At 61.8% G+C, this 14441-nt stretch carries 18 protein-coding genes; 11 read left to right on the top strand and 7 right to left on the bottom strand.

What is annotated here, in order from left to right; translation table 11 throughout:
* Positions 1-18 precede the first annotated feature (18 nt).
* The 4 genes from efp to AC0NIE_RS06900 form a co-directional block, all read right to left on the bottom strand.
* Complete coding sequence (efp, locus tag AC0NIE_RS06885) at positions 19-585, bottom strand: elongation factor P (protein WP_023800001.1); 567 nt, start codon at positions 583-585, stop codon at positions 19-21.
* A 160-nt stretch (positions 586-745) separates the two neighbouring features.
* Positions 746-1732 (bottom strand): tetratricopeptide repeat protein, encoded by a 987-nt coding sequence (locus AC0NIE_RS06890; RefSeq protein WP_473486384.1) that lies wholly within the window; start codon positions 1730-1732, stop codon positions 746-748.
* Positions 1733-1778: 46 nt separating this feature from the next.
* Positions 1779-2426 (bottom strand): thiamine phosphate synthase, encoded by a 648-nt coding sequence (locus tag AC0NIE_RS06895; RefSeq protein WP_473486333.1) that lies wholly within the window; start codon positions 2424-2426, stop codon positions 1779-1781.
* A 131-nt stretch (positions 2427-2557) separates the two neighbouring features.
* Positions 2558-3481, bottom strand: a complete 924-nt coding sequence (locus AC0NIE_RS06900) for a DMT family transporter (protein WP_473486334.1) — start codon at positions 3479-3481, stop codon at positions 2558-2560.
* A 134-nt stretch (positions 3482-3615) separates the two neighbouring features.
* On the opposite strand from AC0NIE_RS06900, the gene AC0NIE_RS06905 reads away from it, so the two are divergent.
* Complete coding sequence (locus tag AC0NIE_RS06905) at positions 3616-4074, top strand: Lrp/AsnC family transcriptional regulator (RefSeq protein ID WP_473486335.1); 459 nt, start codon at positions 3616-3618, stop codon at positions 4072-4074.
* Positions 4075-4186: 112 nt separating this feature from the next.
* Positions 4187-4957, top strand: coding sequence for a sulfite exporter TauE/SafE family protein (locus AC0NIE_RS06910; RefSeq protein WP_473486336.1), 771 nt, complete (start codon positions 4187-4189; stop codon positions 4955-4957).
* 160 nt (positions 4958-5117) lie between these two features.
* Here AC0NIE_RS06910 and AC0NIE_RS06915 read toward each other — a convergent pair whose 3' ends face one another.
* Complete coding sequence (locus tag AC0NIE_RS06915; RefSeq protein ID WP_473486337.1) at positions 5118-5669, bottom strand: DUF2269 family protein; 552 nt, start codon at positions 5667-5669, stop codon at positions 5118-5120.
* A gap of 347 nt (positions 5670-6016) precedes the next feature.
* On the opposite strand from AC0NIE_RS06915, the gene AC0NIE_RS06920 reads away from it, so the two are divergent.
* The 7 genes from AC0NIE_RS06920 (at position 6017) to AC0NIE_RS06950 (ending at position 12401) form a co-directional block, all read left to right on the top strand.
* The gene (locus AC0NIE_RS06920) at positions 6017-6421 is read left to right on the top strand and encodes a hypothetical protein (RefSeq protein ID WP_473486385.1); all 405 of its coding nucleotides are present in this window, start codon (positions 6017-6019) and stop codon (positions 6419-6421) included.
* Between the two features lie 362 nt (positions 6422-6783).
* The gene (gene rcdA / locus AC0NIE_RS06925) at positions 6784-7314 is read left to right on the top strand and encodes a protease adaptor protein RcdA (protein ID WP_473486338.1); all 531 of its coding nucleotides are present in this window, start codon (positions 6784-6786) and stop codon (positions 7312-7314) included.
* A 335-nt stretch (positions 7315-7649) separates the two neighbouring features.
* A complete protein-coding gene (gene ruvC / locus AC0NIE_RS06930; protein ID WP_473486339.1) occupies positions 7650-8159 on the top strand; it encodes a crossover junction endodeoxyribonuclease RuvC in 510 nt (169 codons plus the stop codon).
* A 10-nt stretch (positions 8160-8169) separates the two neighbouring features.
* Positions 8170-8790, top strand: coding sequence for a Holliday junction branch migration protein RuvA (gene ruvA / locus AC0NIE_RS06935; RefSeq protein WP_473486340.1), 621 nt, complete (start codon positions 8170-8172; stop codon positions 8788-8790).
* Positions 8791-8833: 43 nt separating this feature from the next.
* Positions 8834-9871, top strand: a complete 1038-nt coding sequence (gene ruvB / locus AC0NIE_RS06940; protein ID WP_027152903.1) for a Holliday junction branch migration DNA helicase RuvB — start codon at positions 8834-8836, stop codon at positions 9869-9871.
* A gap of 309 nt (positions 9872-10180) precedes the next feature.
* On the top strand, positions 10181-11185 hold the full coding sequence (locus AC0NIE_RS06945; protein WP_473486341.1) for a heme-binding protein: 1005 nt from the start codon (positions 10181-10183) through the stop codon (positions 11183-11185).
* Positions 11186-11492: 307 nt separating this feature from the next.
* The gene (locus tag AC0NIE_RS06950) at positions 11493-12401 is read left to right on the top strand and encodes a metallophosphoesterase (RefSeq protein WP_473486342.1); all 909 of its coding nucleotides are present in this window, start codon (positions 11493-11495) and stop codon (positions 12399-12401) included.
* Positions 12402-12404: 3 nt separating this feature from the next.
* Here the strand turns inward: AC0NIE_RS06950 and AC0NIE_RS06955 are convergent, their stop codons facing one another.
* Positions 12405-12575: a hypothetical protein gene (locus AC0NIE_RS06955; protein ID WP_473486343.1), complete on the bottom strand. Its 171-nt coding sequence runs from the start codon at positions 12573-12575 to the stop codon at positions 12405-12407.
* An 18-nt stretch (positions 12576-12593) separates the two neighbouring features.
* Positions 12594-12836, bottom strand: a complete 243-nt coding sequence (locus AC0NIE_RS06960) for a hypothetical protein (protein ID WP_473486344.1) — start codon at positions 12834-12836, stop codon at positions 12594-12596.
* Between the two features lie 134 nt (positions 12837-12970).
* On the opposite strand from AC0NIE_RS06960, the gene ybgC reads away from it, so the two are divergent.
* Together ybgC and tolQ are read left to right on the top strand one after the other, a co-directional pair.
* On the top strand, positions 12971-13444 hold the full coding sequence (gene ybgC, locus AC0NIE_RS06965) for a tol-pal system-associated acyl-CoA thioesterase (protein ID WP_473486345.1): 474 nt from the start codon (positions 12971-12973) through the stop codon (positions 13442-13444).
* A 279-nt stretch (positions 13445-13723) separates the two neighbouring features.
* On the top strand, positions 13724-14434 hold the full coding sequence (gene tolQ, locus AC0NIE_RS06970; RefSeq protein ID WP_473486346.1) for a protein TolQ: 711 nt from the start codon (positions 13724-13726) through the stop codon (positions 14432-14434).
* The last annotated feature ends 7 nt before the right edge of the window (positions 14435-14441 follow it).

Below are 14441 nucleotides of genomic sequence, written 5' to 3' on the forward strand. Positions count from 1 at the left end.
TTCCTGCTGCCGGGCGCTTTAGTCGGCGCGGCGCACGTAAGTGATTTCGTTGGTGTCGACGATGATACGTTCGCCCGAACCGATGAACGGCGGCACCAGCACGCGGATGCCGTTTTCCAGCATCGCCGGCTTATAGGATGAGGCGGCCGTCTGACCCTTCACCACCGGATCGGCCTCGGTGATGGTCAGCGTCACCTGGTCGGGCAGTGAAATGCCGATCGGCCTTTCGTCATAGAGCTGGACCGTCACCATCATGCCGTCCTGCAGGAAGGCAGCGCGATCGCCGACGAAATCCTTTTGCAACTCAAGCTGCTCGTAGCTTTCGGTGTCCATGAACACCAGCGCTTCGCCCTGCTCGTAGAGGAAGGAGAAATCCTTCATCTCCAGCCGGATCTGTTCGACGGTTTCGGCGGAGCGGAAACGCTCATTGAGCTTGGTGCCGTTGATCAGGTTCTTCAACTCGACCTGGTTATAGGCGCCGCCCTTGCCTGGTTTGACAGCGTTGGTTCTGACCGCCACCCAAAGGCCGCCATCGTGCTCGATGACGTTGCCGGGACGGATTTCGTTGCCATTGATCTTGGCCATGATGATGTGATCCGGAATGAGATTTTCGCTGTGAAAGCGATTTGGCGCCTCCAAGACCACAAATTGCCAGGGGAGGCAAGTGAGTGGGGAAGAGGGGGAGTAACGGCGGAGCCATCCCCTCGTCAGCATCCGCTGCCAGATATTCACTGTCCGCGGCGCTTTACGGCAGGCGGTTCGCCCTCTGCAGCGCCTGCTTCGTCTGGTCGTCGGTCAGCCCCTGCAGAAAATCGTCCATCTGCGGATCGATGAGCCCGGCGCGACGGGCGACGACGTACCAGGCGCCGGCAAGGATCGGATCCGGATCGGTGCCGATACCGCCCATGTAAAGCTTGGCGAGGCGGTTCTGGGCGGCGACATTGCCACCCTCGGCGGCCTGTTTCATCCAGCCGAAGCCGGACTTCAGGTCGCGGGCGCCACCACGCCCCTCGATCATCCAGGCAGCGAGATCGATCTGCGCCGTATCGTAGTTCTGCCGTGCTGCCTGCGCCAGCAGGCCTCGCGCCTGAGCATCGTCGCGCGGCTTGCCGCCGACGCCATTGGCATAGACCTGCGCCATCGCATACTGCGCGTCGGCAAGGCCGGTCGCGGCGGCGCGCTGATAGTAGGACACGGCCTTTGCGATGCCGGCATCGCCGGGGTCTTGCTGGACCAGCAGCTGCGCGAAATTGAACTGTGCCAGACGGTTGCCGGCCTCGGCGGCGGCCTGCATCAGCGCGTAGGCCCCTTTCTCGTCCTTCTTGACGTAGCGGCCGTCGAGCAGCATCAGCGCGTACTGGAACTGTGATTCCGGTATGCCCTGCTCGGCGGCAAGCGCGTACCACTTCGCCGCCTCCCCCGCGTTGACCGGCACGCCAAGACCGCGCGACAAGATCTCGGCGATCAATGTCTGCGCCGCCGGATCGCCGTTTTGCGCGCGGACCAAAGCGAGGTTGTAGGCCGTCTTGTAAAGGCCGCGCTGGAAGGCGCCATAGGCAGAATCCGACGGCTTTGCACCGAAGCGGTCGGGATTGATGGCGTCGGCCGACGGCAGCGGCGCCGTGGTGGCGGGCTGCGGCAGCGGCGTGGCGATCGGCTTTTCCGTGCTTGCACCGATGTCGGGCTTCGGTTGCGGCGATGGGACGGTTTCCGCAATGGCGGCCTCCACCATGAGCGGCGCAAGCAAAGCACTGAAAAGGATTGTCCGCGCCGGCACGTCAGTCCTCGAAACGCGGCGCGGTTTCGTCGAGCAGCGCGTTGGCGCTGGCGACTGCCATCTTTGGGTCGACGCCGTCGGCAAAGACGGCGCTGGACAGCGCCACGAATTCCGCGCCGGTGGCAGCTACCGCTTCCACCGAGGCGATGTCGGACCCGGCCATGACGATGCAAGGGATCTGGATCACATCCGCCCACCATTGCCCCAGCGACAGGTTGCGCGGGTGCGGCTCCGGCTTGTTGTCGTAGCCGAAGCGGCCGAAGAAGATGTAGTCGGGCCGGAGCTCACCGAGTTCCAGCGCGTCGTCGCGGGTCTTGGCGCCGCCGGTGCCGACCATCATTTTTGCCTGGAAGCGATCGATCGTCTCGGCCAGTTCGGCCTTGCCGACCTCGACATGGATGCCATCGGCCTGGACGCGGCCGGCGATGCGGGTGTCGCCGGCAATGACGACGGCAACGCCTGCGGCTTGCGCCGCCGGCACGATCTGTTCGGCGAAGGCCTGGAAGGAGGCCTCGTCCATGCCGTTCTCGGGCAGGATCAGCGAGGCGACGTCGCCGCCCTCGAACGCCGCGCCGATGCGCTCAGCCGGCACGCCGGGCGGCGCGATCAGCACGATGCGGCAGCGATTTGGAGGCTTTGCGTCGTTCATTGGTTTTCGATCCCGGTTTTCGCCTATGCCGGGCGAAGATGGTTGCATTGCGGCATAGAGCAAAGTGCGGGCCTTGAACAGGCGGGCGGGGCAGGATCATTGGCGCAGGATTGTCGTCCGGCGTTCCTCCCTCACTTGATTGCCTGGGTGCTCTCGGCTGGGGCCTTCGATTTCCACAGTGTCCAGCCGAGATTCATGCCGGCGGCGGCGACCAGGATGGCGGCGGCGCCGACGATCTGGGCCGGATGCAGCCGGTGGCCGAAGGCGACGACATCGACCAGGATCGCGACCACAGGATAGATGAAGGACAGCGACCCCTGCAGATGCGTCGGCAGTTTCTGAATGGCGCCGTACATCAGGATGTACATCAGACCGGTATGGACGACGCCAAGCGTCGCCAGCATGCTCCAGCTCCACGCATCGGCGGGAAGGTGGGAAAGATTGGCGAAGGGCGCCAGCATGACGACGCCGACGCAGACCTGGATCAGGGCGATCAGGTGCGGCGGCGTGCCTTTGAGCTTCTTGGTGACGATGGCGGCGACGGCCCAGAAGAAAGCCGCAGCCAACGCCATCGCGATGCCGGTAAAGTAATCCGTGCCGACATTGCCTGTGCCTGTATTAGGGCCCACATCGGGCGAGGCCTGCACGATCAGCAGCATGCCGGCGAAGGCGATGCCAAGCCAGGCCAGCTTCGTCATGGTCAGCCGCTCTGAGAAGAAGAGCGCGCCAAAGCCGACCAGCATGAAGGGCTGCGTGTTGTAAACAGCCGTGGCGATCGAGATCGAGGCGCGGGAAAACGAGCTGAACAGCAGCAGCCAGTTGACGACGATGGCAGCACCCCCGAGAGCCGCGATCGCCACGATGCGCAGTGACAGCCTGCCGCGCAGCAGCCCGAGGGCAGCGCAGATGATCAGCAGCGTTAGCGCGCCGAAGGCGCAGCGCCAGAAGACGACGTCCATGATGGGCTCGCCCGACATGATGACGAACCATCCGATCGTGCCGAGGATCGCCATTGCGGCCGTCATTTCGATCGTGCCGCGCACCGTGCTGTCCATGAATATTGCCTCTCGAAACGCTGATGGTTGATAATTCCATGCCGCATCAGCGCTTTCTATAATTTGCGCCAGGTGATATGCCAGTCGTGCCTAATTAAATAAGGTGATGACGGCCTTTTCCTTGGGAATGTCAAATGCTGGACGATCTGGACCGACGCCTTCTCGAAATCCTGATCAAGGATTCGCGAACCTCATTGAAGGAACTGGCCCAACAGGTAGGACTGTCGTCGCCGAGTGTCGCGGAACGCCTGCGACGGCTGGAGGATCGTGGCGTTATCAGGGCCTTCACTGTCGAGATCGACCCGCAAGCGCTCGGCTACACGCTGCAGGCGATCGTTCGCATCCGGCCTTTGCCAGGCAAGCTGCATATCGTCCAGAAGCTGATCGAGGAGATTCCGGAGTTTGGCGAATGCGACAAGGTGACGGGCGACGACTGCTTTGTTGCCCGGCTGTTCGTTCGCTCGATCGGCGATCTCGACAAGCTCCTCGACCGTATCGCCGACAAGGCCGAAACCAGCACAGCCATCATCAAGGCGCAGCCGATCCGGAGGCGCCCACCGCCGCTAGGCGCAACCGCCATCTCAAAACCGTAACAGGCCTCGGCACTGACGACGCATCGCATTGTGTGTACATTTGCAGTCGCGGCGCGAAGGTTTATCGGCTATTCCAGCGTCTACACGCTTTCCCTCCAACTGCTCCCCACCGATGTCAGGTCTTCTCCTCGATCCCTGGTTCTATGCCACCGCCATTCCAGCCGTCATCCTGGTCGGTCTGTCCAAGGGCGGCTTTGGCGGTGCGGTCGGTTTCGTCGGCGTCCCGCTGATGGCGCTGGCCATGCCGCCGGTGCAGGCAGCCGCCATCCTGCTGCCGATACTGTGCCTGATGGACATCGTCTCGGTGTGGACATGGTGGGGTGTCTACGACCGCAAGATGCTTGCAGACATGATGCCGGGGGCGGTGATCGGCATCGGCCTCGGCTGGCTGACCGCGGCGCTGGTGACAGCGGAAATGGTGCGGCTGATCGTCGGCGCGGTGGCCATGATCTTCGTGCTTCGCTGGGTCTTTCTACAGATGCGGCACGGTGCGAGCCACTCAGCCGAGCCCAACCGCGCGGCTGCCGCTTTCTGGGGGACGGTCGCTGGGTTCACCAGCTTCGTCGCCCATGTCGGCGGCCCGCCCTTCCAGGTCTATGCGCTGCCGATCCGGCTCGATCCGAAAGTGCTGTCGGGCACCGCCGCAATCTTCTTTGCCGCCACCAACGCATTGAAGCTCATCCCCTATTTTGCGCTGGGACAGTTCGACACCACCAACCTGGCCGCGTCGGCGGTTCTGGTACCGCTGGCGCCGCTTTCGACCATCGCCGGCGCCTGGCTGGTCCGGCGGATGCGGCCGCAACTGTTCTACCCCTTCACCTACGCGACCGTGGCGGTCGTCGCGGTCAAGCTGCTGTGGGACGGGATTGCCGGCCTTCTCTAAAGCGCGTCGCGTTTGACCGGCCTCATGCGACGCGCTTTAGGTTGTTGTTTTATGCATGTCGTTATCGCAAAACCGCTGCACACTTTCTGCGCGACATGCATTAGATTGCCGGCCATGGAAGCTGCCGGCAGCCGAGCCGCCGTCAGCGTCACGGCAGATTTCAGGCGGCGCTCGGCACCAACCGACGCGTTCCGCCGAGGGCGAGAGCAATTCCGGTGGTCAGGACCAGCGCCATGCAGCCCAGGATGGTGACATCGTTCAGCGCCGGCTTCAGCACCATGTCGGCGATGATCACCAGCATCACCGAATAGTCGATGCGTGCAGCGTTGAGGATGCGCTGGCCCTGGGCGAGGGCAGCCGGCGTCACGCCGTCCTTGGCGATCATCCCCGCCATGCGGTCGGCAGTCGGCTTGAAGATGAACATGCCGATGCAGAAGGTCGTCATATAGCCGGCAAGGCCGATCAGGATCCACAGGTCGGAGAAGCCGACCCAGAACCCGCACATGATGAGGCCGAAGGCGAGCGTCAGCATCGACATCGGCGCGAAGAACCTGTTGCCCAGCTCGCCAGTGGCGCGCATGGCCTGCAGCATGCCTTCGATGTTTCCGGCGCGATCGGCGCGCACCGCAAGCACCATCAGTGTGAAGCCGCCGCCGACCCAGAGGATCGCCGAGAGGACGTGCAGAAATTTGACGATCGAGTACCAATCCATGGTTGCCTCCTTGGGTGTTTGACGATTGCGAGCGGCGCACATTTTGCTCCATCTCGCTGCGAGGAGCGGGGCGTTTAGCGCGGCGCCTGTTTCGGAACGATGTCGCGCGGGAGGCAGCTTTGTTTCGGCGTCCGATGAGACACGGCCGTAACGGCATCGTTCAACGATTGCGCAAGCGCATCGCGCCGTTTCCTGCTATTCTGACAGCACCGGGAGGGATCGGGCGCCATGCGGCATCGTCCAGAAACATTGCCGATGCTAATGCACCGATGCCGGGGACCCGGTGGCGGATCAACCGCCTGAACTCAGCCCATTCCGAATACGGAAAAGGTAAATCGGGGGATACTATGCAAAAGGTAGCACGAAATTTCTTCACGCTGGCCGTCATCTACGCGATGTTCGGGATGGCGCTCGGCCTTCAGATGGCGATCAGCCAGGACCATGGCCAGATGCCGACCCACGCCCACATCATGGTGGCCGGATGGCTGATGTCGGCGGTGTTCGCCTTCTTCTACCATCTGTTTCCGGCAGTCGCGGAAAAGAGGCTTGCCACCGTTCATTTCTGGTTGACGGCAATCAGTGGCATCGGCCTGTTGATCGGCCTCTACATCATGCTTGGCGGCAACCCCGCGATCGAGCCGCTGGTGGCAACATCCTCGATGGGTTTTTACGCAGGATTGCTGCTGTTCGCCTACATCGCGCTACCGGTGGTTTGGAAAGCCGAGCGGCTTGCTCAAGCCCAAAAGGCCTGAATATTGTGCTGTTACGGCACAGGCGGGCGACGCTTGTTCAAAAAATATCCGCGCCGTTAAGGCTTCATTAAGCTTTACAGGCGTTTACTATGTGCATCCAGTGATCTGGATTCTTACCGAGTGGTTGGAGCCACTTTGTTTGACGCCTCCCTGTTAAACTCCTGAGAGCCGCCTTATCCGCGGCTCTTTTTTTGTCCGCGATCCGGATTGCCAACGCCTGCGCCGCCATTAACCGTTTGTTAAACATGTGCTTGCCTTCGCCGGCGGCGAAGCGCATTTTCAACCCTCGGTCATATAGGGTGCAGGGCGTGACGGCGATGACGCCGATTCGGCCGGCTGTAAGGCAAGTGCAGGGCGTATCGATGAACGATCCTTCGAAGGGAAGCGCGAAAACCATCAAGCTGGCGGAGCGCCGGGTTTTCTCCCAATCCTTCAAGCCGCTCTACCAGGAAGGCATGGGCCTGGTCGAGCAGGCGGCCGAATATCTGGACGGCAAGGGCCGGGCCGAGGCGAAGAAACTGTCCAGGCTGGCGGCGACGCTCTATGCGGCCGAATCGATGCGATTGACCACGAGGCTGATGCAGGTCGCCTCCTGGCTGCTTTTGCAGCGCGCGGCGAATTCCGGCGAGATGACCCGCGATCAGGTTGCTTCCGAAAAATCCAAGGTGCGTCTCGACACCGCTTCCGCCAACAACGATGCGGCAGGCTGGGTCGAACTGCCCAAGGATTTTCTTGATCTCGTCAACCGTTCGCTGCGCCTGCAGGCGCTGGTGCGTCGCATGGACGAGGAAATCTACGGCAGCGCCGTGGCCGAGGTCTCGCCATCCGGCCACCCCGTCAATCCGGTTTCCGATCAGATCACGCTGCTGAACACGGCTTTCGCCCGCGGCTGAGAGACTGTTTGGAAACTCTACTCCGGCGGCCATCTGACGGCGTTTTTCTGCGCTTACCTACAGCGCCGCGCGTCCTTCTTGGACGCACAAAGGACGCTGTAGCACTTTTGATTTTGCGCATGATCCTTTCCGAAAATCTCTCCGATTTTCGGGATCATGCGGGCTCACGGACCCAAATGTCCGCTCCGCTCCGGTTCTCGAAACCACCACCATATGACTCGCCGGAGCGACTTTCGAAACGGCCTCTTAGAGGCTCTCCTGGACGTAGCCAGAACCTGTTTCTGGTTTGTTCACATTTCGCTGGCATCGCTGTCCGCCAAGGGTAGACTTGGTGGATGGGGGAAACGATTCGCATTATCGGCATCGATCCGGGGCTGAGGCGCACCGGCTGGGGCATCGTCGAGAGCCTCGGCAATTCGCTGCGCTTCGTCGCCTCCGGAACCGTCCGTTCCGACGACAAGGCGGCGCTGGCGACACGGCTTTGCCAGTTGCATGACGGGCTTGCCGAGATCCTGCATACCGCCATGCCGCACGAGGCGGCGGTCGAGCAGACCTTCGTCAACAAGGATGCGGCGGCGACGCTGAAGCTTGGCCAGGCGCGCGGCATCGCCATGCTGGTGCCGGCGCTGGCCGGTCTGGTCGTTGCCGAATATGCGCCCAACGCCGTCAAGAAGGCGGTGATCGGCGTCGGCCATGGCGACAAGAAGCAGATCCACATGATGGTCAAGGTGCTGATGCCGAAGGCGACGTTCGACACCGACGATGCCGCCGACGCGCTGGCCATTGCCATCTGCCACGCGCATCACCGGCAGAGTGTTGTCTACAGGATGGCGGCGCTGGCATGAGGGACCACACATGATCGGCAAGCTCAAAGGCACGCTGGACGAGGTCGACGAGGATTTCTGCATCGTCGATGTGCACGGCGTCGGCTATGTCGCCCACTGCTCGGCGCGCACGCTTGCCGCTTTGCCGGCACCCGGCGAGGCGGTGGTGCTGTTCATCGAGACCTATGTGCGCGAGGATATGCTGCGGCTCTACGGTTTCCAGTCGGTGCTGGAGCGCGAGTGGTTCCGGCTGTTGATGAGCAATGTGCAGGGCGTCGGCGCCAAGGTGGCACTGGCCATTCTGTCGACGCTGGCGCCGGCCGATCTCGCCAATGCCATCGCGCTACGTGATATTGCCATGGTCAGCCGCGCGCCCGGCGTCGGCAAAAAGGTGGCTGAGCGCATCGTCACCGAACTGAAGAACAAGGCGCCAGCCTATGCGGGCACTGCCTCCGGCACCATCGGCCTGAAGCAGGAACTCGGCGATGGCGTCGCGCCGGCGCCGATCACCGACGCCGTCTCGGCGCTGGTCAATCTCGGCTATTCGCGCGATACCGCCGCCAATGCGGTGGCGGCGGCGCTGAAGAGCGCCGGCGAGGATGCGGATGCTTCGAAGCTGATCCGCTTCGGGCTGAAGGAGCTGGCGCGGTGAGTCTGCGCTTGTCCCGTTCCCTGCCCTGTGCAAGGAAGGCCGCATGAGCCTTTCGCCACGCCTCATTGCTCCCGACAAGCGCGGCGAGGATGCCGAGCAGACCTTGCGGCCGCAGACGCTCGGCGACTTCGTCGGCCAAGCGGCGGTGCGGGCCAATCTCAAAGTGTTCATCGAGGCTGCCAAGGGCCGCAGCGAGGCGCTTGACCACGTGCTGTTCGTCGGGCCGCCCGGCCTCGGCAAGACGACGCTGGCGCAGATCATGGCGCGTGAGCTCGGTGTCAATTTCCGCTCGACCTCCGGTCCGGTCATCGCCAAGGCCGGCGATCTCGCAGCTCTGCTCACCAATCTCGAAGACCGCGACGTGCTGTTCATCGACGAGATCCACCGGCTCAACCCGGCGGTCGAGGAAATTCTCTATCCGGCGATGGAGGATTTCCAGCTCGACCTGATCATCGGCGAAGGGCCGGCGGCGCGCTCGGTCAAGATCGATCTTGCCCGCTTCACCCTCGTCGCCGCTACCACCCGGCTCGGCCTTTTGACCAACCCGCTGCGCGACCGCTTCGGCATTCCAGTCCGCCTCAATTTCTACTCCGTCGAGGAACTGGAGCAGATCGTGCGGCGCGGCGCCCGCATTCTTGCGATGCCGCTCGGCGACGATGGCGCGCTGGAGATCGCGCGACGCGCGCGTGGGACACCGCGCATCGCCGGCCGCCTTTTGCGCCGCGTGCGTGATTTTGCATCAGTCGCCGGCGACGGTCATGTCGATCGCCAGATCGCCGACGAGGCGCTGACGCGGCTCGAGGTCGACGCGCTCGGCCTCGACGCGCTCGACCGCCGCTATCTCTCGATGATCGCGCGGAATTTTGGCGGCGGGCCGGTCGGCATCGAGACTATTGCGGCAGGGCTTTCCGAGCCGCGCGACGCCATCGAGGACATCATAGAGCCCTATCTGATCCAGCAGGGTTTTATTCAGCGCACGCCGCGCGGCCGCGTGCTGACCGCCAATGCCTGGCGGCATCTCGGACTCGACGCGCCGAAGGATCTGGCGCAGCAGCAGATCAGCCTGTTCCAGGAGGAATGACGAAGTCTGCAGGCGCCTCTCAGTCGCGAATGCTTCTGTGTCTTCGTCGGGTCCAAGGTGATGATTGACAAGGATTATAATCCTCATCATGCTGCTCATTTCTTAACCATAGAAGTTCAGTCAAATTTCGATTTGACTTTTTTCAAATAGTATAGCGTTATTTCAGGCACCGCGTAATATGCGACATTAAGCGCTCACGCATAACTATATGCATTGAAGTCCTGGCCTTCTACGCCGCTGACAGCGGCGAAGAAGTATATTGTCAATTGTTCAATATGGCAGGGGGAAGCTATGATTGCGGCAAGCAGAGTGACCGAGCTTAAGACAGAACCCCGCTACATCGATATCGCCAGACAGGGTGATAGCGATCTCGATGTACTCAAGTTACTTCCTGGAACGTGGAAGAATGACCCGGGCATGAAGGGGCGTGGCTGGAATGCGATCGCTTTGCCATTCGCTTCATCGGGCAGCGGGATCGACTACCGGCTCCTGGTCAATCAATATGATGAGGTGCTCAAATTCACTTTGGTGGACAAGGGCGTCAAGAATCGCGGCATCCAGAGGAACGGAACTTCGATCAACACCGACCAGGTCGTGGTCGCACTGGATTACGAGCAACGGATCGAGCAGTTGCTTGCCGACGATTTTCCGGCGAGCGGCCTGCAGGGAGATCCGAACACGACGATTCACCACGAGCCGGGCCTTTGGTTGTTCATGACCAATGAGGCAGAGAAAACCAGCAACATTGGACGCCTTGGGACCATTCCGCACGGCGACTCACTGCTTGCATTGGGTGCGGGCGAGGTCACCAACGGGCCACCGACAATTCCGCCAATCAATGGGTTGCCGATAGGCGTCAAACAGAATCTCACCAGTCCCTATCTGGCGCCCTACAATCATTTTCATCTCGCTCCGTTCAAGGGTGTTGTGGCCGATCCCACCTTTCCGGGTTTCGATCCGGTGAAGCCACATCTGCTTCTTGTCGGCGGCGCTCCGGGAACCGTAACCAGAACGACAAAGCTGCAGGTCAGCACGACTGTCGAGACCGCCGGGATCGTCAATATTCCCTTCATCGTAAGGCAGGCCAACGCGGCCGAAATGATTTCGACTTTCTGGATAATGGAATTGGACGAGCTGACGCCCGCGGGAACGCCGCGCCTCATTCTGCAATATCTGCAAATCGTGCTTCTCGATTTCTTCCCGCGTCGCGATGGTCTGCCGGGCCTGATAAGATGGCCCCATGTCAGCATCAACACGATGCAGAAGGTCGCGGATGCCGACGCAATGAAGACAGCGGCGCCAGCCACGCCCTGATGCATGTCGCCCAAAAGTGCGCAGCGGTTTTGGGGCAACGACCTGCATGGAAACAAACATTTGAAGCGCGTCGCGTGAATCCTTTCAAACGCGGCGCGCTTTGAGCCTGGTCCATCCCGACAGCGGGATGGGGCTCTATCTCAATGTTTGAGCACCGGATTTTCCCAAAACCGGTACCCACTTTTGGGTCCGATGCTTTAGCTGCGCAAAATCTCCTAATCCTGGTCAGCTTGCCGGCACATTTGCGGATTTTAACGCGAAGCCTCGCGCTGTGGGACGACGATCCCGCGAATGACGGAGCTGAGCGATGATCACCAGACGTGGCTTCCTGCGCCTCATCGGCGGTTCGTTGTTATCGGCGGTGTCGCTCAGCGCTTATGCGGTTGGCCTCGAGCCGATGTTGCTGACGCATGTAAAGCGCTATTCATTGACGCCGCCAAACTGGCCTGCAGGATTGCGGCTTCGGGTTGTCGCTCTCGCCGATATTCATGCATGCCGGCCATGGATGACGCCGGAGCGGATCAGGTCGCTTGCCGAACGGGCGAACACCCTGCAGCCGGATCTGATTGTCCTGCTTGGCGACTATGCAGCCGGCACACGCCTGGTTACGGACTGGGTGAATTCCTCCGAATGGGCGCCGGCCTTGTCCGGCCTGAGGGCGCCGCTCGGCGTGTGGTCAATCCTTGGCAATCACGACTGGTGGGAGGACCTTTCCGCGCAAAAGGCCGGGTTCGGGCCGACGGTGGCGCGCAGGGCGCTCGAGCGCGCCGGCATCCCGGTCCTGGAAAACGATGCGGTGCGCCTGGAAAAGGACGGGCATGGCTTCTGGATCGCCGGGCTTGCGGACCAACTTGCGCTGCGGCCGGGCAAAACCTGGGGCCGCAGCGGATTCAAAGGACTGGACGACCTGCGCGGCACGCTGGCAAAAGTAAGCGACACGGCTCCCGTTATTCTGCTGGCACATGAGCCCGACATATTCCCGAAGGTCCCGTCACGGGTATCGTTGACTCTTTCGGGTCATACCCATGGCGGACAGGTGCGGCTGTTCGGCTATTCTCCGGTCGTGCCATCCCGCTTCGGCAACCGTTTTGCCTATGGCCATGTCGTGGAGGAGAACCGGCACCTGATCGTCTCCGGAGGGCTCGGTTTCAGCATTCTGCCGGTGCGTTTTGGGATGCGCCCAGAGATTCTTTCGATCGAACTGGGTTCAGCCTGACCGTCAATGAAGTGACTTGATCGCGTCCATCACATCCGGCTCGGCCTTGTCGCCATCAAACGCGTCGACGATGCCGAAGGCGCCGCCATGGCTCCAGACCGACCATGCAAAGCCATGGGCTTCCGCGCGCGCGATCATGTCGCTGACATAAGCGGCGCGGTAGTTGGGCGGCATCACATAGGCATTGCCGTATTATTCGAAGCCGGCGCTCTTCAGCGCCTTAAGGTCATCGTCGCTGAGGAGTTTGCGCCATTCCGGATGGGGCAGGATTGCCTGTCGGTCGCCCCATTTGTCCTCGCTAGGCCAGGTCGCCCATTGGTCGAGATTGAGGCCGCACTTCATCGAAAAGCTCGCCGCCTCGCCCGGCAGCGCCAGCGCGGCCAGCACAAGCAGCGCCGCCATCAGGGTCTTGATCATCCCGGTCAACAATGCCATCGGGGTTCATGCGCCAAGTTAATGCGTGTCGCCCAAAAGTGTGTAGCGGTCTTTTGACAACGACGCGCACGGAAACAACCACCTGAAGCGCGTCGTGCTTCAGGTGCCCGGTCAGGCCCAAAAAGGAAAGCGCAATGGACGATCATGGTGAATCGGCGACGCTCTGCGCCGGGCTTTCCGGCGCGCTGACGGAATTCGGCCACCGGCTGATGGCGCGGGTCTATTATGCCGACACCGATTTCTCCGGCGTCGTCTACCACGCGCGCTATCTCGAATTCTTCGAGCGCGGCCGTTCCGATTATCTCAGGCTTGCCGGCGTCCATCACACCGAGCTCGCCGAGGGCAAGCATGGCGAAAAAATAGTCTGGGTGGTGCGGCGCATGGAGATCGACTTCCGTGGATCCGCCCGCATGGACGACATCCTGACCATCGAAACGCGCACCGAGGACATTTCGGGCGCCCGCATCTTCATGGCGCAGCAGTTGAAGCGCGGCGGCGAGGTGCTGGTCGAGGCGCGGGTCGAGGCGGCGATCATCGGCGAGAACGGCCGGCCTAGGCGTTTTCCGAAGGAATGGATCGCTGCCTTCATGCCCAAGGCAAATCGGTAAGTTACTGACGCCGATGATCGGCTTACGGTGCCAGGGGAGTCCGCCCAAGGCGCGGCAATGCGCCGCGCTGTCCGTCCTAACCCATCCTTAACCATAACGGTTCATGAAGAGGGTGGTGAAGATTGGAGAATCCAGCGCCTTCCTTTCACCAAGATTTGCCCCGAAAACGCCGCCAACGGTGCATTTTGGGGTTATTCCGCAAGCGTTGCGCGAACGGACCACAAGGGATGCCCATGGGCCAGCCGCCAGCCGTGCCCGGAAAATCTTAAGGACGTAACCATGGAAAATATCGCACTCGCCGAACCGGGCGCGCATTTGTCGATTTGGGCGCTGTTCATACAGGCCGGCTGGGTGGTCAAGCTGGTCATGATCGGGCTGCTCTGCGCCTCGATCTGGACCTGGGCGATCATCGTCGACAAGCTCGTCGCCTATGGCCGCATGCGGCTCGCGCTCAATCGCTTCGAACAGGTGTTCTGGTCGGGGCAGTCGCTGGAAGAGCTCTACCGCACGCTCGCCGACCGCAAGACATCAGGCATGAGCGCCATCTTCGTCGCCGCCATGCGCGAATGGAAGAAGAGCTTCGAAAAGGGCGCGAAATCGCCACTCGGCCTGCAGACCCGCATCGACAAGGCGATGGACCTGGCGTTGACCCGCGAGATGGAAAAGCTTGAAGGGCGGCTCGGCTTCCTCGCCACCACCGGCTCGGCGGCGCCGTTCATCGGCCTGTTCGGCACGGTTATCGGCATCATGACCTCGTTCCAGGCGATCGCCGCCTCGAAGAACACCAGCCTGTCGGTGGTCGCGCCCGGCATCGCCGAGGCGCTGCTGGCGACGGCCATCGGCCTGCTCGCCGCCATCCCGGCCGTCATCGCCTATAACAAGCTGTCGTCCGACGCGAGCAAGATCGCGGTGCGCATGGAAGGGTTCGCGGATGAGTTCTCCGCCATACTCTCGCGCCAAATCGATGAAAAAGTCGCGCAGAAGGCCTGAGGAACGA

The organism is Mesorhizobium sp. WSM4842 (assembly GCF_055901575.1).